The following is a 19,164-nucleotide window of genomic DNA, read 5'->3' on the forward strand; positions in this document are numbered from 1 at the left end:
TCCATCCCCTCCAACGCCCATCCGAATCCCCACCGCCGGGCCCCCCGGCGGCGTCAACACCCAGGCCCCCACCAGGGCCTGGCCCGACCTACCGCGCACCTCGCGCCAGCAACACGTGCCGCACGGTGTGGAAGATGATGCCCATGTCCAGGAAAAGGGAGCCGTTCTTCACGTAGTAGAGGTCGAACTCCAGCTTGTTGCGCGCGTCCTCCACCGACGCCCCGTACGGGTAACGAATCTGAGCCCACCCCGTGAGGCCCGGCTTCACCGCCTCGCGCAGCCCGTAGAAGGGAATCTGCTGCTTGAGCTGCTCGACGAACACGGGGCGCTCCGGCCGCGGCCCCACGAAGCTCATGTCCCCCATCAACACGTTGAAGACCTGGGGAATCTCGTCAATGCGCGTCTTGCGGATGAAGCGGCCCACCCGGGTGACACGATCATCGTTCGTCCGCGCCCACACCGCCCCGTTCTTCTCCGCGTCCGTGCGCATGCTGCGGAACTTCCACAGCCAGTACGTCTTCCCATTCAGCCCCACGCGCTCCTGCCGGTAGAAGATGGGCCCCTTCGAGTCCAGCTTGATGGCCAGCATCACCAGCACCAGGAAGGGCGCGGCGCACAACAGCAGCGTTGAGGCCACGAGGATGTCGAAGACGCGCTTGGCCATGCGCCGCGAGCGGGAGACCGTCAGCTCGTCCGCGAAGACGAAGTCGCTGGTGCGCAGGTGCGCCACCGGAATCCGGCGCAGCACGCGCTCGCAGAAGCCGGCGGCCTCGTACACCCGGCGCCCGGCCAGGCGGCAGCGCAGCAGCGCATCCATCCAGTTGGCCCCACGCATGTCGTCCGCGGCCTGTACCACGAACTCGGCCCCGAGCCGCGCGGCCGTCACGTCCACCTGCTCGGCCGGCGAGCCATCCGCCCTCGGCACGCGAGGATCCACCAGCGCGACCACCTGGAAGCTGTCCTCACCGCCCTGCTCAATGACGTTGGCCAACGCGCGCGCCTTGAGCCCGTCACCCACGATGACGACGCGGCTGGGCACCCCCACCACCGCGCGCAGCGAGGAGCGCACCAGCAGCGTCCCCACCAGGGCGCCCACGGCGCCGCCGAGCAGCGCCCCCGGAGGCAGGTGTACCGGCAGCACCGCCGGCGCGATCAGCATCACCAGCCCGACGAAGGCCGTCGTCACCCCAGCCGCCTTGAGGAGCCGCGCGCCCCGACCCCGGTCCTCCGCGGCCACTCTCAGGTTGTAAAGGTCCATCAGATAGATGGAGAACTGGAACGTGGGCACGAAGGTGGCGCCCAGCAGCAGCAGCGCGGGCCCCGACTGTGCCAGCGGCAGGTGCGCATCCTCTGGTGCCAGCATCTTCGCACAAGCCACCGCCCCCAACAGACATGCCAGGGCAATCGCGGCTCCTTCGATGACGAAGAGCGTCAGCTTCCTGGACGAAAAGTAATGATGGAAAACCCGAAGCACGTATCTCTCCCTCCGACCGCCTCGCCCCCCTGCCACATCACTCCCGGCCACGCGCCCCCTCGCGCGTGGCCGGGTAACTGCCGACGTCCTACTTGCGGACGTAGTTCTTCAAGTACGGGGTGTCGCTCATCTCCGCCCCGTTCAGCACGCAGCCCAGGATGGGCGCCCCACCCAGCTGCTCCACGGCCTGGTTGACCGCCCGGGCCGGGGTGACGTTCGCACGCACCACCATGAGCAGACCGTCCGCCTGGTGCCCGAGGATCGCCGAGTCGGCGAAGGGCAGCGTGGGCGGCAGATCCATGTAGACCTCGTCAAAGTGCTCACGCACCACCTTGAGGAACTGCTTCATCCGCGCGCCGGCCAGGGCCTGCGTGGGCTCCTCGGGCGTGGCACCCGCGGTGATGACCGCCATGCGCGTGGCATGGAAGCGGCGCACCAGCTCACGCACCTCGCACTCCCCGCTCAGCAGCTCCGCCAGACCCGGCCGGCCCTTGATGCCGAGCACCTCGGCCACCTGACCGCGACGCAGGTCCGCGTCGATGAGGAGGATGCGCCGATCCATGTTCGCCCGAGCCGCCGCCAGGGCCAGGTTCACCGTGGTCACCGTCTTGCCCTCGCCGGGCAGCGCCGAGGTGACACCCACCACCTTGAGAGGACGCAGCTCGCGCATCCGCTCCAACCGGTAGTAGAGGCTGCGGTACTGCTCCGCTGCACCCGAGGCCGGGGCCGTCAGCGACACCACCCGCTTGTCCACGGCGTTCGGAGACCCCGCGGCGTCATCCACGCGGGGAAGAAAGTTCCCCGCCCGCTCCATCGTTTGATCCATCTTGTTCCTCCCGGATTCCGCGTTGTTCACCCGAAGTCTCCTAGTTCAGCGGCGAGTCCGACGAAGACGGTGACGCCACTCCATTGCGAACCCCCGAGGCGGGCATCAGCACCCGCTTCTCCACCTTGCCTTGCATGTTCGGGACCACCGCGAGCACAGGGAGAGGCAAGCGGTCGCGCAGCTCCTGCGTGTCGCGGATGCTGTCGTCGCGCATCTCCAGCACCACCCCGACGAGCACGCCCAGACCCAGGGCGATCAGGAAGGAGATGAGCAGGCCGCTCATGCGGTCCGGTCGCGCCGCCGCCACGGGCACACCGGCCGGGGAGACGACGTTGAACAGGCTCTCCGCGCTCTTCACCTCGAGGTCCTGCGCGAGCTCAGCCTCCACGCGGCGGGACACGACGCTCTGGTACTTGGCGCGGGCAATCTCGTAGTCGCGGTTGAGAACCCCCAGCTCATGCGCCCACTGCGGGGTGCGATCCAGCCGCTCCTGGTAGCCCTTGGCCTGCTGGTGCAGCCCCTCGATCTCCTTCTGGATGGTGGCGATGAGCTCGGACACGCGGGCGCGCTCCTGACGCTCGGCCCACTGACGGCTCTCGGCATCCTTGCGACGCTCACGCATCTCGTTGAGCTCCTGGGAGAGTCGCTTCACCTCGGGGTGATCCGCCGTCCACGAGGAGCGGGCAGCCACCAGGCCCTGGGTGAGGGAGTGCTCGGCGGCCTCAAGCCGGCCGGCCTCGCTGTCCGCGGCGTTGCGAGCCCGCGCCAGATCCGAGCGGCGAGCCTCCGCCACGCGCAGCTCCTCGGACTTCGTCTGCAGCAGCGCGCCCACGCGCTCCAGCCCGCGCATGTTCATCTCCAGCTGCTCGGGCAGCTCGCCGATGTGGTCCACCTTGAACTGGGCAATCTTCTTCTCCCACTCGGTGACGCTCTTGGAGAGGGCGACGATCTCGTCCTCGAAGAGCTTCGTGGCACGCGCCGCCTGCTCCTGGCGCGACTTGAGCGCTTGCTCGGAGAAGAGCTGCGGGAGCCGGTTGGCCACCTGAGCCGCCACGTTTGGATCCGTGTGCGCGTACGTCAGCTCGAAGGCGCTCTCCCCTTCCACGCGCACGGTGAGATCCTTGCGCATGCGGTTGACGGCGGCCTCCATGCCGGCCTCGGAGACGATCTCCGGGTAGAGGTTCATCTCCTCAATGGCCCTCTGGAGGACCGGACGCGCCATCAGCTCCTGGCGAACGGTGAGCAACCGCTGCTCCACCAGCTCGCTGACGGTGCGCTGCACCATCTCCTCTCCGGGGCGCTGCGGCTGCACTCGCACCACCGCGGTCGCTTCGTACACGCTCTGCTGGCTCAACACGATGGCGGCGCCCACCGCGAAAGCTCCCAGCACGATGGCCCCGACCAGCACCTTCCGGCGCCACAGTGCCTTCAGCACCTGGTCTGCCGTCATCCCACGCTCCATGTGCTCTCCTCCTCCTACTCCAGTCACGTGTCTCACCACGCCGTCATGTGGAGGCGAATCGCCGCCACATTCCGGGTCAGGTTCAGTCCGGCCGTGGTCTCCTCATCCATCCCTACCTGTGCGATGCGATCCACGGCCGCCTGCATCGACACATACCGACTCACCTTGAACTCGAGCCCCACGCCCAGCGCGTAGCCCTGTGCCACAGTGGGATCCTCTCCCCACGTGAAGACGCCGTGGCCCGGCGCCCGCCCGTTGCGGAAGAAGCTCCCCATTCCATACACAGACACCCGGTCATTGAAGTGCTTGTTGACCACCATGCCCGCGTAGTCCGCCCACAACGCATTGGTGAAGCCACTGGCGCCCACCAGGTCATGTCCCGCGATGAAGCCCAGGTCGAAGTGCCTGGCCTCATGCAGCAGCTCCAGCTTCACCCGAGGAATCACCCCGCTGGTGCCCTCCTGCCCGGAGAAGGCCACCGGACCGGCGCGCGCCGTGAAGGTGGTCTGCCGGGACAGCCGGTAGCGCAGGCCTCCGAAGACACCGTGTGCCTGCTGGAAGCTGTCGCCATACAGGAAGCCCTGGTAGCGGTACTCCACGCCCAACGACAGCCGCCGCGTGGTGCGCAGCCACGCCTCCACGAAGGGGGTGTGGACGAAACCAGCGACCTGCCCCGGCGCGAGCACCTGCACGCCCTCGAAGCTGTAGCCGGCCCCCACGTCCACCCGACGCGTCGCCCGCCCCGAGACGTACACCCGGGACTGGCCGTAGAGGACGGGCTCCCTCGAGCGCGCCACGCTGTCACGCGGCAGCGAGGCAGGGTCCGTCACCCGGAAGATGTTGCCGGAAGCCTCCACCCGCAGGCGACGCGACAGCAGCTTGCGCACCGACAGGCCCCCGCGGTGATCCAACGTCAGCGAGCCACTGCCGTGCCGCATGAGGAAGTCCGCCGCGTAGAAGCTCTCCAGCTTCAGCGTCTCGTCCCTCACGTCCAGCCCGAGCCGGGGCGTCAGCTTCGTCATCAGCTGACCACCCGTCTGACCATCAGCGGCCAGCCGGAAGTCATCGTCGTAGCGCTCCTCGAGCGACACCCGGAGCCGAGGCTCCACCTGCGTGGCCGCGAGTGCGGCCGGACAGGTGCCCAGGACCGCCGCTGCCGCCACCCATCCCTTCCATGAACGTCTCACGGCACCCTCCATCCCCACACTCCGACCCAGACTCGGCCCTGCTTCTCCAGGCACGCCACCGCATTACGGAACGACGATGGTGTCCCCCGGACGGAGGATCAGCGGCTCGTTCTTGTCCGGCGCATCCACCAGCTCGCTGTAGCTCACGGGGATGGTGCTCCCATCCGTGCCCGAGCGGCGCAGCACGACGATGCCGTCGCGATCCGCGAAGTCCGTGAAACCTCCCGCCAGGGCAATGGCCTGGAGGATGGAGACCCGGCCGCGCAGCGGGTAGGCGCCAGGGTGGGCCACCTCGCCGGTGATGAAGACGCGGCTGCTGTTCACCTCCCGGACCACCACCGTCACCCGAGGCTCCTGCACATACGGCTTGAGCGCCTCGCGAATCTCGTCAGACAGCTCGGTCGGCGTGCGCCCCTCGGCCCTCACCTCGCCCACCATGGGCAGGGAGATGAAACCATCCGGCCTCACCGGCAGCGTGCGCGACAGATCCGCGTCACGCCACACCGCCACATCCAGGAGATCCTCACGGCCGATGCGGTACGGCTGGTCTGAATTGTCTACCTTCCCCGTCGCCTTGTGTGCGCACCCCGACAGGATGAGCAACCCCAGCACCACCCACCACCTCGCGCTCGTCTTTCCCATCGCTCGCCTCTCCCCAAAGTCCCTGGCCCCGGTGAAAAGGTCAGGGGCCATGTGTTCGCGGATGGCGATAGCAGTAGGTGTGCCAAAGCTCCCAGGCGGGCAAAGTCCCCGGATCGTCATGGGTTACGCGCTACAGCCCCTCGGAACTGGGTGGGATGTCCGGGAAAAAATTCCGGCCTCGGACCCGAGGGAGGGTCAGGATCTCAGTCCTTCTTACCCTCCGAATGGGAAGCGCACTTCCTCCGCCGTACCTGGATTTTTCCCTCTCCCTCTGGAGAGACGCGTGGCACGCCGCTTGAAATCATCTCTCGCGACGCCCGGGTGTAGACAGAGCCCGGGCGAGTGAAGGAGCGAACGGGGCTATGAGCAAGGCGGCGGCGGGGGCGGTGATCGCGATGTTCACGGTGGGCGCGGGGATGATGACGCTGCTGGGCTCGGTACTGGGCGCGTACGCGGAGGCGGCCACGCTGGCGCTGGTGGGCGCGGGCCTGTTCGCGGGCAGCTCGGTCCTGAGCGGAAGCAAGGACGCGGTGCCTGAGGCGGGAATCGCCAAGGAGGCCTGAAGCCTGAAGTTCTGAAGATGAAGGGCTGAAAAAAAGCGGGTGGCGATGGCGTGGGCAGTCCGCCACGACCACCCGCTTCGTTGAACGGAACACCCGCAGGAAGGTCGAACCGGCCCGAGCGCTCCATGAGCGCGGGCCTGCGTTCCCACCTGCCAGAGAGCTCCCTCCCCATCATGTGTGTGTGGCACCAGAACACCCCCGACGGGGCTGTGGCCGCGCGCGTCAAGTAATCCTCCACTTTTTTACTTCTCCTGTATTTAACGTTTTGCTAACTTATGAGCGCATACGGACGAAGCCAGCTCCTGGCAACCGCGCTCTGAGGCGGCACGTCCATCCAAATGCAGGGGGAACACATGAGACGGCCAGACTCGGCGAGGGGCGCCACGCGCCTGCTCGTCACGGGACTGCTGGCATTGGCGGCTTGCGGTCGGGAGGATGCGCTCTCCGACACGACGCGCTCGAAGAGCATCGCCGCGGCGCTGGAATCCGGGACAGATCTGGTGGTGACCCAGGTCCGTGGACCGGCCAGCGTGAGGAACGGCCAGAGCTTCCAGACCACGGTGACGGTGTGCAACCAGGGCACCGAGCCCACCAGCTTCAACCGGCCCAGGCTCGAGCTGTTCCTCTCGATGGATGCCGAGTTGTCGCTGTCGGATCCGAACAATCCGCCCCCGAGCCCGCCCACGGACCAGGTGTCCATCGGCGCCTGGGATCTGGATTCGCTGCAGCCGGGGCAGTGCGTGACGAAGAGCATGCCCGCGCAGGCCTGGCTGCCCCCGGCCGCGCAAGGTGACGGCGCGTACTACCTGGCGGCGGCCGTCGACACGCTGGGCGTGGAGCAGGAGGCGCGCGAGGACAACAACGTCCACGTGGGCGGCCTGCTAGGTGTGGGCGATCGGGCCGACCTCGTGGTGACCGGGGTGAGTGGCCCCGCCAGCGTGAGGTCGTGGCAGTCCTTCACGGCCACGGTGACGGTGTGCAACCAGGGCACCACCTCCTCCACGGGCGGCTACTACCCCTACTACGGCACGCCGCGGGTGGAGCTGTTCCTGTCGATGGATACCGAGCTGACCCTGCCGGATCCGAACGCTCCGTCCCCGAGCGTTCCGACGGATCAGGTGTCCATTGGGTACCTGGAGCTGGGTCAGATGTACGAAGGGCAGTGTGTGACGACGGGCGTGCCCGTCAACGCCAACCTACCGCCCGAGGCCCAGGGAGACGGTGCGTACTACCTGGTGGCCGCCGTTGACACGAACGGGATGGAGCAGGAGCTGCGCGAGGACAACAACGTCCGCGTGGGCAGCCGAATGGGCGTGGGCAACCGCTCCGACCTCGTGGTGACCCGGGTGGAGAGCCCGGCCAGCGCGCTGCAGGGGCAGGACTTCACGGCCAAGGTGAAGGTGTGCAACGCAGGCACCGCCCCCTCCGCAGGCTATCCCTCGAGGCCTCGGGTGGAGCTGTTCCTGACCTCGGACGCGACGGGCGCGCTGCCGGCGGATCCGGCTCCCCTCGGAAGCCTGGAGCTGGACGTGCTGTACGAAGGCCAGTGCGTGACGAAGAGCGTGCCCGCCCATGCGTGGCCGCCGCCCGAGTCTCAGAGTGACGGGGCGTACTACCTGGTGGCCACCGTCGACAGGGCCGGGGTGGAGCAGGAGCTGCGCGAGGACAACAACGTCCATGTCGGTGGGTTGCTGGGCGTGGGCTACCGATCCGACCTCGTGGTGAGCGAGGTGAGCGGGCCGGCGAATGTGTGGGATGGCCAGAACTTCACGGCCAACGTGAAGGTGTGCAACCAGGGCACGGAGCACACCAACGGCAACTATTACAGCCGACCGCGTGTGGAGCTGTTCCTGTCGACGCGGCCCGAGCTGGCTCCGCTGGCTCCAGGAATGCCCTCTCCGGGTTCGTCTTCGAGCCAGGTGTCCATTGGGTACACGGAGCTGGACATGTTGCAGCAGGGGCAGTGCGTGACAACGAGCGTGCACGCCAACGCCTGGCTGCCACCTGAAGCGCAGAGCCATGGCGCGTACTACCTGATCGCCGTCGTCGACTCGCTGGCCACGGAGCACGAGCTGCGTGAGGACAACAACATCCTCGTGAGTGGGTTGATGGGCGTGGGCTACCGGGCCGATCTCGTGGTCACCGAAGTGGAGCGACCGGCCAGCGTGAGGGACGGACAGAGCTTCCCGACCCGGGTGAAGGTGTGCAACCAGGGAACCGCCCCCACCCAGAGCAACAGCTATCCGTATTACAGCAGTGTGAGGGTGGAGCTGTTCCTGTCCATGGACACGGAGCTGACGCTGCCCTCCATGGACTCACCCTACCCGCCCATGCCCATGGACCAGATGTCGATGGGGTCCGTGGATATCTACTCGCGGCTGGAGCCGGCGCAGTGCGTGACGGTGGACATGCCCGCCTATGCCTCGCTGCCACCGACCTCGGAACCCGGCGCGTACTATCTGTTCGCCGCCGTCGACCCCCTCCAGGTGGAGCAGGAACTGCGTGAGGACAACAACGTCCACCTGGATGGGTTGATCGGCGTAGGGCACCGGCCAGACTTCGTGGTGACCGAAGTGAGTGGCCCGGCCAGCGTGAGGGATGGACGGGAGTTCACGGCCACCGTGAAGGTCTGCAACCAGGGCACGACCTCCTCCAGCAGCGGCTACCCCTCCACGCGCGTGGATCTGTACCTGTCCACGGACACCGAGCTGACACTGCCCTCCCCAGGCTCGCCCAACCCGCCCATGGCCATGGATCAGACGACCATCGGGTCCGTGGAGTTCTACCAGCCCCTGGAGCCGGGGCAGTGCGTGACGAAGAGCGTGCCCGCCAACGCCTGGTCTCCACCTGAGGCCCAAGGGAACAACGGTGCCTGGTACCTGGCAGCCGTCGTCGACCCCCAGTCGATGCAAAAGGAGCTGCGCGAGGACAACAACGTCCACGTGGGAGGCCTGATGGGCGTGGGCCATGGGGCCGACCTCGTGGTGACCGAGCTGACAGGTCCCGCCAGCGTGAGGGATGGACAGGACTTCACGGCCACCGTGAAGGTCTGCAACCAGGGCACGGCCTCCTCCACCGGCGGTCCCTACTACAACATCACGCGCTTGGAGCTGTTCCTGTCCGCGAGTGACACGCTCTCGATGCCGGAGCAGTCCATGCCCTACCCGGAGCCGGTGGGCGCGGTTTCTGTCGGGTACGTGGAGCTCAGCCAACAACTGTACCCGGGTCAGTGCACGACGAAGAGCGTGCCCGCCCATGCCTACCTGCCTCCGACAGGACAGGGTGAAGGCGCGTACTACCTGGCCGCCGCCGTCGACACCAACTGGACGGAATGGGAGCTGCGCGAGGACAACAACGTCCACGTGGGCGGCCTGATGGGCGTGGGGCACCGGTCCGATCTCGTGGTGACTGAGGTGAGCCACCCGGCCAGCGTCGAGAACGGGCAGACTTTCACGGCCACCGTGAAGGTGTGCAACCAGGGTACGGCCCCCACCAGCGGCAGCTACTACTACTACTCCAGGCCTCGGGTGGAGCTGTTCCTGTCCACGGACGCCGAGCTGACGCTGCCCTCTCAGAACTCGCCCTACCCGTCTCCGGACATGCCCCGGGACCAGACGTCCATCGGGTCCGTGGAGCTCGAGCAGCCCTTGTCCCCGTCGCAGTGTGTGACGAAGAGCATGTCCGCCTATGCCTCGCTGCCACCGGCCTCACATGGGGACGGCGCGTACTACCTGGCGGCGGCCGTCGACACCACCTGGGTGGAGCAGGAGCTACGCGAGGACAACAACGTCCACGTGAGTGGGTTGATGGGCGTGGGCTACAAGGCCGACCTCGTGGTGACGGAGGTGAGCGGCCCAGCCAGCGCGGGCGATGGGCAGGAGTTCACGGCCACCGTGAAGGTCTGCAACCAGGGCTCGGCCCCCACCGGCAACGGCTATTACTACTCCAGGCCTCGGGTGGAGCTGTTCCTCTCCACGGATGACGAGCTGACGCTGCCTTCTCAGAACTCGCCCTACCCGTCTCCAGGCATGCCCATGGACCAGACGTCCATCGGGTCCGTGGAGCTCGACCAGACCCTCTACCCGTCGCAGTGTGTGACGAAGAGCGTGCCCGCCTATGCCTCGCCGCCACCGGCAGGACAGGGCGATGGCGCGTACTATCTGGCGGCTGCCGTCGACATCTATCAGGTGGAGCAGGAGCTGCGTGAGGACAACAACGTCCGCGTGGGCAACCTGATGGGCGTGGGCCACCGGTCCGACCTCGTGGTGACGGAGGTAAGCGGCCCGGCCAGCGCGGGCGATGGACAGCAGTTCACGGCCACCGTGAAGGTCTGCAACCAGGGCGTGGCTCCCACTAACAGCTACAACAACAACACGCGCGTGGAGCTGTTCCTCTCCACGGTGGCCACCCTCTCGGTACCGGATTCGTCCACGCCCGGCTCGGAAATGCCCCTGGAGCAGACGTCCATCGGGTCCGTGGATCTCTATGAGCCCCTGTATCCGGGACAGTGCGTGACGAAGAGCGTGTCTGCCTATGCCTCGCCGCCGCCAGCCGGACAGGGCGATGGCGCGTACTACCTGGCGGCTGCTGTCGACACGAACCGGGTGGAGCAGGAGTTGCGCGAGGACAACAACATCCGCGTGGGCAACCTGATGGGCGTGGGCCACCGGTCCGACCTCGTGGTGACGGAGGTGAGCGGCCCGGCCAGCGTGAGCCCTGGGTACCAGTTCACGGCCACGGTGACGGTGTGCAACCAGGGCACCGCCCCCACCCAAAACGGGTACTACCCTTATTACAGCAGGCCCCAGGTGGAGCTGTTCCTGTCCACGGACGCCACGCTCTCGATACCGTCCTCGTCACAGGACATGCCCCTGGATCAGGCGTCCATCGGATACGCGGAGCTCTACGACACCCTGTACCCGTCGCAGTGCGTGACGCTGAGCATGCCCGCCACGCCCTGGCTGCCGCCGGAAGAGCATGGGGAGGGCGCGTACTACCTGGCCGCCGCCGTCGATACCAACCGGGTGGAGCAGGAGCTGCGCGAGGACAACAACGTCCACGTGAGCGGCGTAATGGGCGTGGGCAACCGATCCGACCTCGTGGTGAGCGAGGTCAGTGGCCCGGCGAGCGTCGGGTACGGGCAGCAGTTCACGGCCACGGTGAAGGTGTGCAACCAGGGCACGGCCTCCACCAGCGGCTCCTACTACTCCCGGCCCCGGGTGGAGCTGTACCTGTCCATGGACACCGAGCTGACGCTGCCCACCCCGAACTCGCCCTACCCGTCTCCGGACTTGACCCGAGACCAGGAGCTCATCGGCACCCTGGAGCTCTACGAGCCCCTGTCCCCGTCGCAGTGCGTGACGACGAGCGTGCCCGCCCATGCGGTGCTTCCGCGAGACGCCCAGGGTGACAGCGCGTACTACCTGGCCGCTGTCGTCGACACGACGTGGGTGGAGCAGGAGCTGCGTGAGGACAACAACATCCGCGTGGGCGGCTTGATGGGCCTGGGCAACCGGTCCGACCTGGTGGTCAGCGCGGTGAGCGGCCCGGCCAGCGTGGGCCCTGGGCAGGAGTTCTCGGCCGCCGTGAAGGTCTGCAACCAGGGCACGGCCCCCACCAGCGACTCCTACTACTCCCGGCCCCGGGTGGAGCTGTTCCTGTCCACCGACACCACACTGGAGCTTCCCTCGCCGGGCTCGCCCTATCCGCCTCAGGGCCCGTCCTCGGAGCAGGCGTCCATTGGGTCTCTGGAGCTTGACCAGCCCCTCGCCCCGTCGCAGTGCGTGACGAAGAACGTGACGGCTTACGCCTCCTCGCTGCCAGGGACCCAGGACCTCGGCGCGTACTACCTGGCCGCCGCGGTCGACACGACGTGGGTGGAGCAGGAGCTGCGCGAGGACAACAACGTCCGCGTGGGCGGCCTGATGGGCGTGGGCAACCGGTCCGACCTCGTGGTGAGCGAGGTGAGCGGCCCGGCCAATGTCGAGCCCGGGCAGAGCTTCATGGCCAGCGTGAAGGTGTGCAACCAGGGCACGGTCCCCACCCACAACAACTACTACTCGGGCAACACCCGGGTGGAGCTGTACCTGTCCACGGACACCGAGCTGACGCTGCCCGCCCCGAACTCGCCCTACCCGTCTCCGGGCATGCCCGTGGACCAGATTTACATCGGGAGCCTGGAGCTCTACGAGCCCCTGTTCCCGTCACAGTGCGTGACGAAGAGCGTCCAAGCGAATGCCTGGCCTCCGCCCGCCTCCCAAGGTGACGGCGCGTACTACCTGGTCGCCGCCGTCGACACGACGTGGGTGGAGTACGAGCTGCGCGAGGACAACAACGTCCACGTCGGAGACCTGCTGGGCGTGGGCCACCGGTCCGACCTCGTGGTGAGCGAGGTGAGCGGCCCAGCCAGCGTCCAGTACGGGCAGGGCTTCACGGCCACGGTGAAGGTGTGCAACCAGGGCACGACCCCCGCCGTCAATAGCTACTACTCCAGGCCTCGGGTGGAGCTGTACCTGTCCAAGGACACCGAGCTGACGCTGCCGTCCCAAGGCTCACCGTACCCGTCTCCGGACCAGACCCGGGACCAGGCGCTCATCGGCTCGGTGGAGCTCTACGAGCCCCTCTACCCATCGCAGTGCGTGACGAAGAGCGTATCCGTCTCGGCCGACCTGCCGTCGGGAATGCAGGAGGAGGGTGCGTACTACCTGGGCGCCGCGGTCGACACGACCTGGGTGGAGAATGAGCTGCGTGAGGACAACAACGTCCGCATCGGTCACCAGGTGGGCGTGGGCCACCGGTCGGACCTTGTGATCAGCGAGGTGAGCGGCCCGTCCAGCGCGAGCAATGGACAGCCGTTCACGGCCACGGTGAAGGTGTGCAACCAGGGCTCGGCCCCGACCAGCGGCTCCTTCGGTCCCCCCCGGGTGGAGCTGTACCTGTCCATGGACACCGAGCTGACGCTGCCCCTCCCGAACTCGCCCTACCCGTCTCCGGACCTGTCCCGGGACCAGGAGCTCATCGGCTCCGTGCACCTCGACCAGCCCCTCAATCCGTCGCAGTGCGTGACAACGAGCGTGCCCGCCCATGCCGTGCTTCCGCGAGATGCCCAGGGTGACGGCGCGTTCTACCTGGCCGCCGCGGTCGACACGACGTGGGTGGAGCAGGAGCTGCGCGAGGACAACAATGTCCGCGTAGGCGGTTTGATGGGAGTGGGCAACCGGTCCGACCTCGTGGTGAGCGAGGTGAGCGGCCCGTCCAGCGTGTGGAACGGAGCGGACTTCACGGCCACGGTGAAGGTGTGCAACCAGGGCTCGGCTCCCATCAGCGGCTACTCGAGCAACAACACCCGGATAGAGCTGTACCTGTCCATGGACACCGAGCTGACGCTGCCCACCCCGAACTCGCCCTACCCGTCTCCGGGCATGCCCCGGGACCAGGAGCACATCGGGTCCGAGTACCTCAACGAGTCCCTGTATCCGGGGCAGTGCGTGACGAAGACGGTGTTCGCACATGCCCGGCAGCCATGGGACGCACAGGGTGATGGCGCGTACTACCTGGCCGCCGCGGTCGACACGACGTGGGTGGAGCAGGAGCTGCGCGAGGACAACAACATCCGCGTGGGCGGCCTGATGGGCGTGGGCCACCGGTCGGACCTCGTGGTGAGCGAGGTGAGCGGTCCTGCCAGCGTCGAGTACGGTCAGAACTTCACGGTGGCCGTGAAGGTCTGCAACCAGGGCATGGAGCCCACCAGCAGCTACAACTCCTCCAGACCCCGGGTGGAGCTGTTCCTGTCCAAGGACACCACGCTGGAGCTGCCCGCTCCGGGCTCGCCCTACCCGTCTCCGGGCATGCCCTCGGATCAGGCGTTCATCGGGTCGGTGGAGCTCGACCAGCCCCTCTACCCGTCGCAGTGCGTGACGAAGAGCGTGTCCGCGTGGGCCGACCTGCCGTCTGGGATGCAGGAGGAGGGCGCGTACTACCTGGCCGCCGCGGTCGACACGACCTGGGTGGAACAGGAGCTGCGTGAGGACAACAACACCCGGATTGGCGAGCCCATGGGGGTGGGCCACCTGCCCGACCTCGTGGTCAGTGAGGTGAATGCCCCAGCCAGCGTGGCGAACGGTCAGAACTTCACGGCCACGGTGAAGGTGTGCAACCAGGGCACGGCCCCGGCCCCCTCCAGTGGCACCTTCGGCTCCATCTGGTTGGAGCTGTTCCTGTCCACGGACACCGAGCTGACGCAGCCCTCCCCCGGAATGCCCTCTTCGGACCAGGTGAGCATCGCGTCCGTGGAGTTGGACCAGCCGTTGGCCGCGGGGGCGTGCGTGACGAAGAGCATGTCCGCCAATGCCTGGCTGCCGCAGGGAGCACAGGGAGACGGTGCGTACCATCTGGCCGCCGCGGTCGACACGAAGTGGGTGGAGCGGGAGCTGCGCGAGGACAACAACGTCCGGTTCAACGGCCTGATGGGCGTGGGTAACCGGTCCGACCTCGTGGTGAGCGAGGTGAGCGGGCCCGTCAGCCTCGAGCATGGACAGAACTTCATGGCTACGGTGAGGGTGTGCAACCAGGGCACGGAGTCCAGCAGCAGCTCCTCCTACTCCAGGCCTCACGTGGAGCTGTACCTGTCCATGGACACCGAGCTGGAGCTGCCCTCGCCGGGCTCGCCCTACCCGTCTCCGGGCATGCCCAGGGACCAGATGTTCATCGGCTCCGTGGAGTTGGAGCAGTCCCTGGCCCCCGCGCAGTGCGTGACGCTGAGCGTGCCCGCCAGTGCCGTGCTGCCGCAGGAGGCACAGGGTGATGGCGCGTACTACCTGGCCGCCGCCGTCGACACGAAGTGGGTGGAGCAGGAGCTGCGCGAGGACAACAACAGCCGGATGGGTGACCTGGTGGGCGTGGGTTACCGGCCGGATCTCGTGGTGAGCGAGGTGAGCGGCCCGTCCAGCGTGGCGAACGGACTGGCGTTCACGGCCACGGTGACGGTGTGCAACCAGGGGACGGTCCCCACCGCGCAGCAGGTGTGGCTGGAGGTCTTCCTCTCGCAGGACGCCGACCTCTCGGTGATGAACCCCGGCGAGCCCCCGCATGACGATCAGCGGAGTGTGGGCGGCATCCATGTGGATCCTCTGGATGTCGACCAGTGCGTGACGCTGGACGTGCCCGCCTGGGCCGACCTGCCCTACGCGGCCCCGGAACCCGGGGTGTTCCACCTGGGTGCCATCGTCGACTCGAACAGCTGGCTGCAGGAGCTGCGCGAGGACAACAACACCCGGGCGACGAGCACCCTCGAGGTCACCGCTCACTGAGTCCTCACCCCGGTCAGTCCTCGCTGGACGTGAGCCCCCACAGCTCACGTCCGGTGAGGGCTCCATCAACGAGCCTGCGCGGCAACACCTGGGAGCAGACAATTCGCGCTGAGGCTTGGGCGTACACGTGGGCGGCGCTGCTGCTGGGCGCCGCGCTGATGACGAGCGGTTGCGTCACACTGCCACCGCAACCCGGCGGAGGCCTCCCCGAGGGCCCTCGCACCCTGTCCGCGTTGCACGAGACGGGGGCCCGCTCCTCCTCCGAACCGGAGCAGCTGCACCGCCGCCGGAGTGCTCGCGGGCCAGGCCCGACCCTGGCGAGCGCGGGGCGTGAAGTCCGCGGTCCGCCCTCCTGCGGAGGGGAGGCCGTGCCCCCAGGCTGGCCCAACTTCTCCTCTGGCGACAGAGAGGCACTGCTCGCCCCCTTCCTCAAATGCACTTCGCCCGCGGAAGTCCTCGCCCTGCAAGAGCGCGTGGACATGCCCCGGTTGGTGGAGGCCTTGGACGACTGGCGCGCCGTGCGACTCGGTGCCCTGGGCCCACCGCGTGAGGATGTCGCCCGCCTGCTCAACAGCAGGCGCGTATCCTTCCTCGTGAAGGCCCTCGAGGATTACGGCGCCCTCAGAGCCGAAGTGCTCGCCGTCTTCATTGTCGACTCGGCTCATGACGACGACTTGAGGGAGATTCTCTTCCTGTTGGCCCGGGACAAACGGCTGGAGGAAACACTCGCGCGCCTGCCCGCCTTCCAGACGGCGTTGGAGAAGAGGGGCCTGAAACCCACCGCCCGTGTGGACCGGGACTTTGAAATCAGAGACCTGGGCCGAGGCGCTGGTCGCGCCTTGACGGACGGGCTCTCCAGCTCTGTGGCGAGCGACGGAGGGAGAAGCTTCGCCTTCCTCTCCATACGAGACCAGCTGCCGCCGGAGTACCAGAAGGCCCTCGACGAGGCGGAGAAGCGATGGGCGGAGCAGCACTTCTCGGCGGGCAACGTGGTCCTGGGAGGATTCGACCACCTCACCTTCGGCGTGCCGCTGGGTTTCTACGGCCTGCTATCCAGCACGGGCCATGGCGCGCAGTCGCTGGCGCAGGGCAAGTACGAGCAAGCCACGCGCGAGCTGGCACCAGCGGCGCTGCTGGTGGCCATCTACGCGGGTGGCAAGGGCCTGCGCTACCTCTCCGAGGGGAGAGGCGCACCGGGGACGAGGCCGCACCTCCTCACCGGGTTCGAGGCCCTGGAGCTGCGGCTGCGAACCCTTGAGGAGACAGCGAGGCAGTTGGAAGGGCGGCTAAGCCTGGAGGGCCTGCGCACGCTCGTGCGGTACCTCCAGGCGAGCCGAGAAGCGGGCCGTTTCGTCGCCGTGGGAGGAGCGGACGCCGCGCTGGCGCTGTATGAGGCCCGGGGGGATGTGGCCAAGGCCCGGCCGCTGCTGTCCAGGGCCAGGCCCGAGGCCACGGGCTCCCCGCCTGTGAAGAGCGGTGCGGGGACAAGCGCCGGGGAAGCGATCGCCGCGGCGGATGAAGCCCCACGCCCTTCTCTCAAGGAGGCCCGTGCCGCGGAGCGCCCAGGCACCCTCGCCTCGTTGGTAGACGAAGGGGTTGGCCACTCGCGAGAGGTGGTGGAGGCAAAGCTGGCGGCGGTGGAACGTGAGGCCACGGGTCCGCGCCTGCCGAAGGACAGGGGCGTGCTGGAGAAGCACCGCCCCACCCTCGACGCCCCGACGCCGGAGGCCCGAGGCAACCCGCGCTGGCGCGAGTACGTTGACTACTACGAGAGGCGCTTCAGCGAGGTGGAGAAAGGCACAGCCACCGAGGGCCCCCTGAAATGGGAGGGCTACGAGCGGATGCGCGGGTGGTTCGCCCGGGGGCTGGCCTTCGAGCGCGACATGGTGGCGTTGTTGGAATCCGACGCCACCCTGCCTCGGGCGCAGCGCCGCTTCCTCGGAGCCTTCATCAGGCCTCGCATCCTGAGGTGCGTGGGTGTTTGGAAGCCCAAGAGCGGCCTGCGCTATGCGGATGTGCTCGTCATCGAGGAGGGTGAGCTCGCCGGGGGTCCACCACGCGTCGAGACGCTCAGCTTCAAGAGCCGCAACTTCTCGGGGCTGAAGTACGAGGCACTGAAGGCCCAGATGATTGCGGATGCGAAGGAAGCTTTGGACAAGTACGGTGGCACGCTGGACATCCGCCGGGATTCTCTTCAGTCCCTTCTCCGCAAGGGCGGCGAGGTGCCCGTCCAACGGGTCCGCCTCATCTACGAGGGGGGCGAGCTCAAGCCCGGGAAGGCAGAGGACTTGAGGTCAGCCGTGAACGAAACGCGAAAAGAGGTTCCGGGAGTGGAGGTGCTGTTCCAATGAAGGCACTGGAATTCTACGGCTCGAGGAATGAGGACTACCTCCGGCTATCGTTCAACGGTGCATTCAATCCACAAGCGCCACTGGAGAGAGAATTGGCGCCCTTTCTCCAGGCGCTCGAGGAGTACGCCAGCGGGTGGATGCCGGATGTCGTCAACGGCAAGCGGCAACGCAAGTACTCCCCTCCGTCCTTTTGGAAGGCACTGGAGGAGCGGCGCAGCGAGAGAACATCGGGGCTCGGGCTCTATCGAACGAAGTGGCCCCTATTGGACATGTCGCTCTCGCTTTCATTCCCACCTCTTCTTCCACCTGAACTGAACATCATCATCAAGGTGAAGCCGCTCTCCTTCTTCGCGGAGGCGGAGCGCTGTCGCCAGTTTGTGGAGATGGTGCGCGCATGGGCCTCCCGCTATCCAGTCACGTATGCCAAGACCCACAGCAGTGATGACGCGGAGTTGGCGGGCTCACCCAACTTCGGCCGCGATGACGAGACGGAATCCAGAGACGGGTTCGACAGAATCTACGAGGTGTTCTGGCTCAACGTCTTTGGTCCAAAGCTGGTGGAGACCGTGGGCCGCGAGCGCATGCTCTCCACGCCAGCGCACCGGGTGGAGGAACTGCCCAACGGCTCTGTCCTCCTCGTGACGTGGCCCACCGTGGCGGATTTCGCCAGCAAGGAGGCGCGGCTCGCGCAGGCCCGCGCCCACGCTCACCTCCGACCGGACCTCGACTTCGACACCGTGCTGCGCACCTTGAATGAGCGCAGTGCCAGGCTCGCTCCCGTGGAGCCCCGCTTCCACCCGGACCTGGCCCCGCTCCTCTCGCGTGTGGTGGACCGCACCGCCAGTCACGAGCGCCAACAAAGGATTGCCGAGCTCAACGCATGGAGCCCCCCCGAGCCCGAGGAGTGGCGCCCTGCTGACTCCGCCCTCCCCTCGGACGTGGAGAACCTGGAGCGCGCTCTCGAGCATTACCGCACCCTCGCCGAGCACCTCGTGGCGCTGCTGCACTCGGAGGTGCCCTCCGTCTTCGAGGCAACGCCCGAGTCGCTCACGGACGCCGACTTCTACTTCTGGCGCGAGGAGTTCCCGACAAGCCGCCTGCGAGAAGCCATCGACGAGCACGCAGTGCCCGCCATTGGCGCGTACCTGGGCGAAGTACTGGTGCGCAACCTCGGCGGTAGGTGGATTCCGCGCCAGAAGCTCGAGGAGGCACAGGTTCTCGTGGGCAACCGCGTGTGGTTGCCCTTCGCCAGGGCCCGCCATTCCATGCACTCGCGGCAGGCGTTGCTGGATTACTCGCTCACCCAGCTCTACCGCGAGGCCGAGCGGCACCGGAGCTGAATGCTGGTAGG

9 protein-coding genes are annotated in these 19,164 nt (G+C 67.4%); 4 read left to right on the forward strand and 5 right to left on the reverse strand.

What is annotated here, in order from left to right; translation table 11 throughout:
• Nucleotides 1-88 precede the first annotated feature (88 nt).
• The 5 genes from F0U60_RS31915 to F0U60_RS31935 all read right to left on the reverse strand — a co-directional run bounded on the left by F0U60_RS31915 (nt 89) and on the right by F0U60_RS31935 (nt 5,591).
• A complete protein-coding gene (locus tag F0U60_RS31915) occupies nt 89-1,474 on the reverse strand; it encodes a sugar transferase (RefSeq protein WP_395805489.1) in 1,386 nt (461 codons plus the stop codon).
• 88 nt (nt 1,475-1,562) lie between these two features.
• Nucleotides 1,563-2,300, reverse strand: a complete 738-nt coding sequence (locus F0U60_RS31920; RefSeq protein WP_395805491.1) for a CpsD/CapB family tyrosine-protein kinase — start codon at nt 2,298-2,300, stop codon at nt 1,563-1,565.
• A gap of 40 nt (nt 2,301-2,340) precedes the next feature.
• Nucleotides 2,341-3,762 (reverse strand): GumC family protein, encoded by a 1,422-nt coding sequence (locus F0U60_RS31925; RefSeq protein ID WP_395805493.1) that lies wholly within the window; start codon nt 3,760-3,762, stop codon nt 2,341-2,343.
• 32 nt (nt 3,763-3,794) lie between these two features.
• Entirely contained in the window at nt 3,795-4,949 is a 1,155-nt protein-coding gene (locus F0U60_RS31930; RefSeq protein ID WP_395805495.1) for a hypothetical protein, read from the reverse strand.
• Nucleotides 4,950-5,012: 63 nt separating this feature from the next.
• Nucleotides 5,013-5,591, reverse strand: coding sequence for a polysaccharide biosynthesis/export family protein (locus F0U60_RS31935; RefSeq protein ID WP_395805497.1), 579 nt, complete (start codon nt 5,589-5,591; stop codon nt 5,013-5,015).
• A gap of 362 nt (nt 5,592-5,953) precedes the next feature.
• On the opposite strand from F0U60_RS31935, the gene F0U60_RS31940 reads away from it, so the two are divergent.
• From F0U60_RS31940 to F0U60_RS31955, 4 genes are all read left to right on the forward strand, one after another.
• Nucleotides 5,954-6,154, forward strand: coding sequence for a hypothetical protein (locus tag F0U60_RS31940; RefSeq protein ID WP_395805499.1), 201 nt, complete (start codon nt 5,954-5,956; stop codon nt 6,152-6,154).
• A gap of 353 nt (nt 6,155-6,507) precedes the next feature.
• Nucleotides 6,508-15,462: a CARDB domain-containing protein gene (locus F0U60_RS31945; RefSeq protein ID WP_395805501.1), complete on the forward strand. Its 8,955-nt coding sequence runs from the start codon at nt 6,508-6,510 to the stop codon at nt 15,460-15,462.
• 53 nt (nt 15,463-15,515) lie between these two features.
• A complete protein-coding gene (locus F0U60_RS31950; RefSeq protein ID WP_395805503.1) occupies nt 15,516-17,813 on the forward strand; it encodes a hypothetical protein in 2,298 nt (765 codons plus the stop codon).
• Nucleotides 17,810-19,153, forward strand: a complete 1,344-nt coding sequence (locus F0U60_RS31955) for a hypothetical protein (RefSeq protein WP_395805505.1) — start codon at nt 17,810-17,812, stop codon at nt 19,151-19,153. The genes F0U60_RS31950 and F0U60_RS31955 overlap by 4 nt, the downstream gene beginning before the upstream one ends.
• The last annotated feature ends 11 nt before the right edge of the window (nt 19,154-19,164 follow it).

Source organism: Archangium minus (genome assembly GCF_044360475.1).
Lineage (GTDB): Bacteria > Myxococcota > Myxococcia > Myxococcales > Myxococcaceae > Archangium > Archangium minus.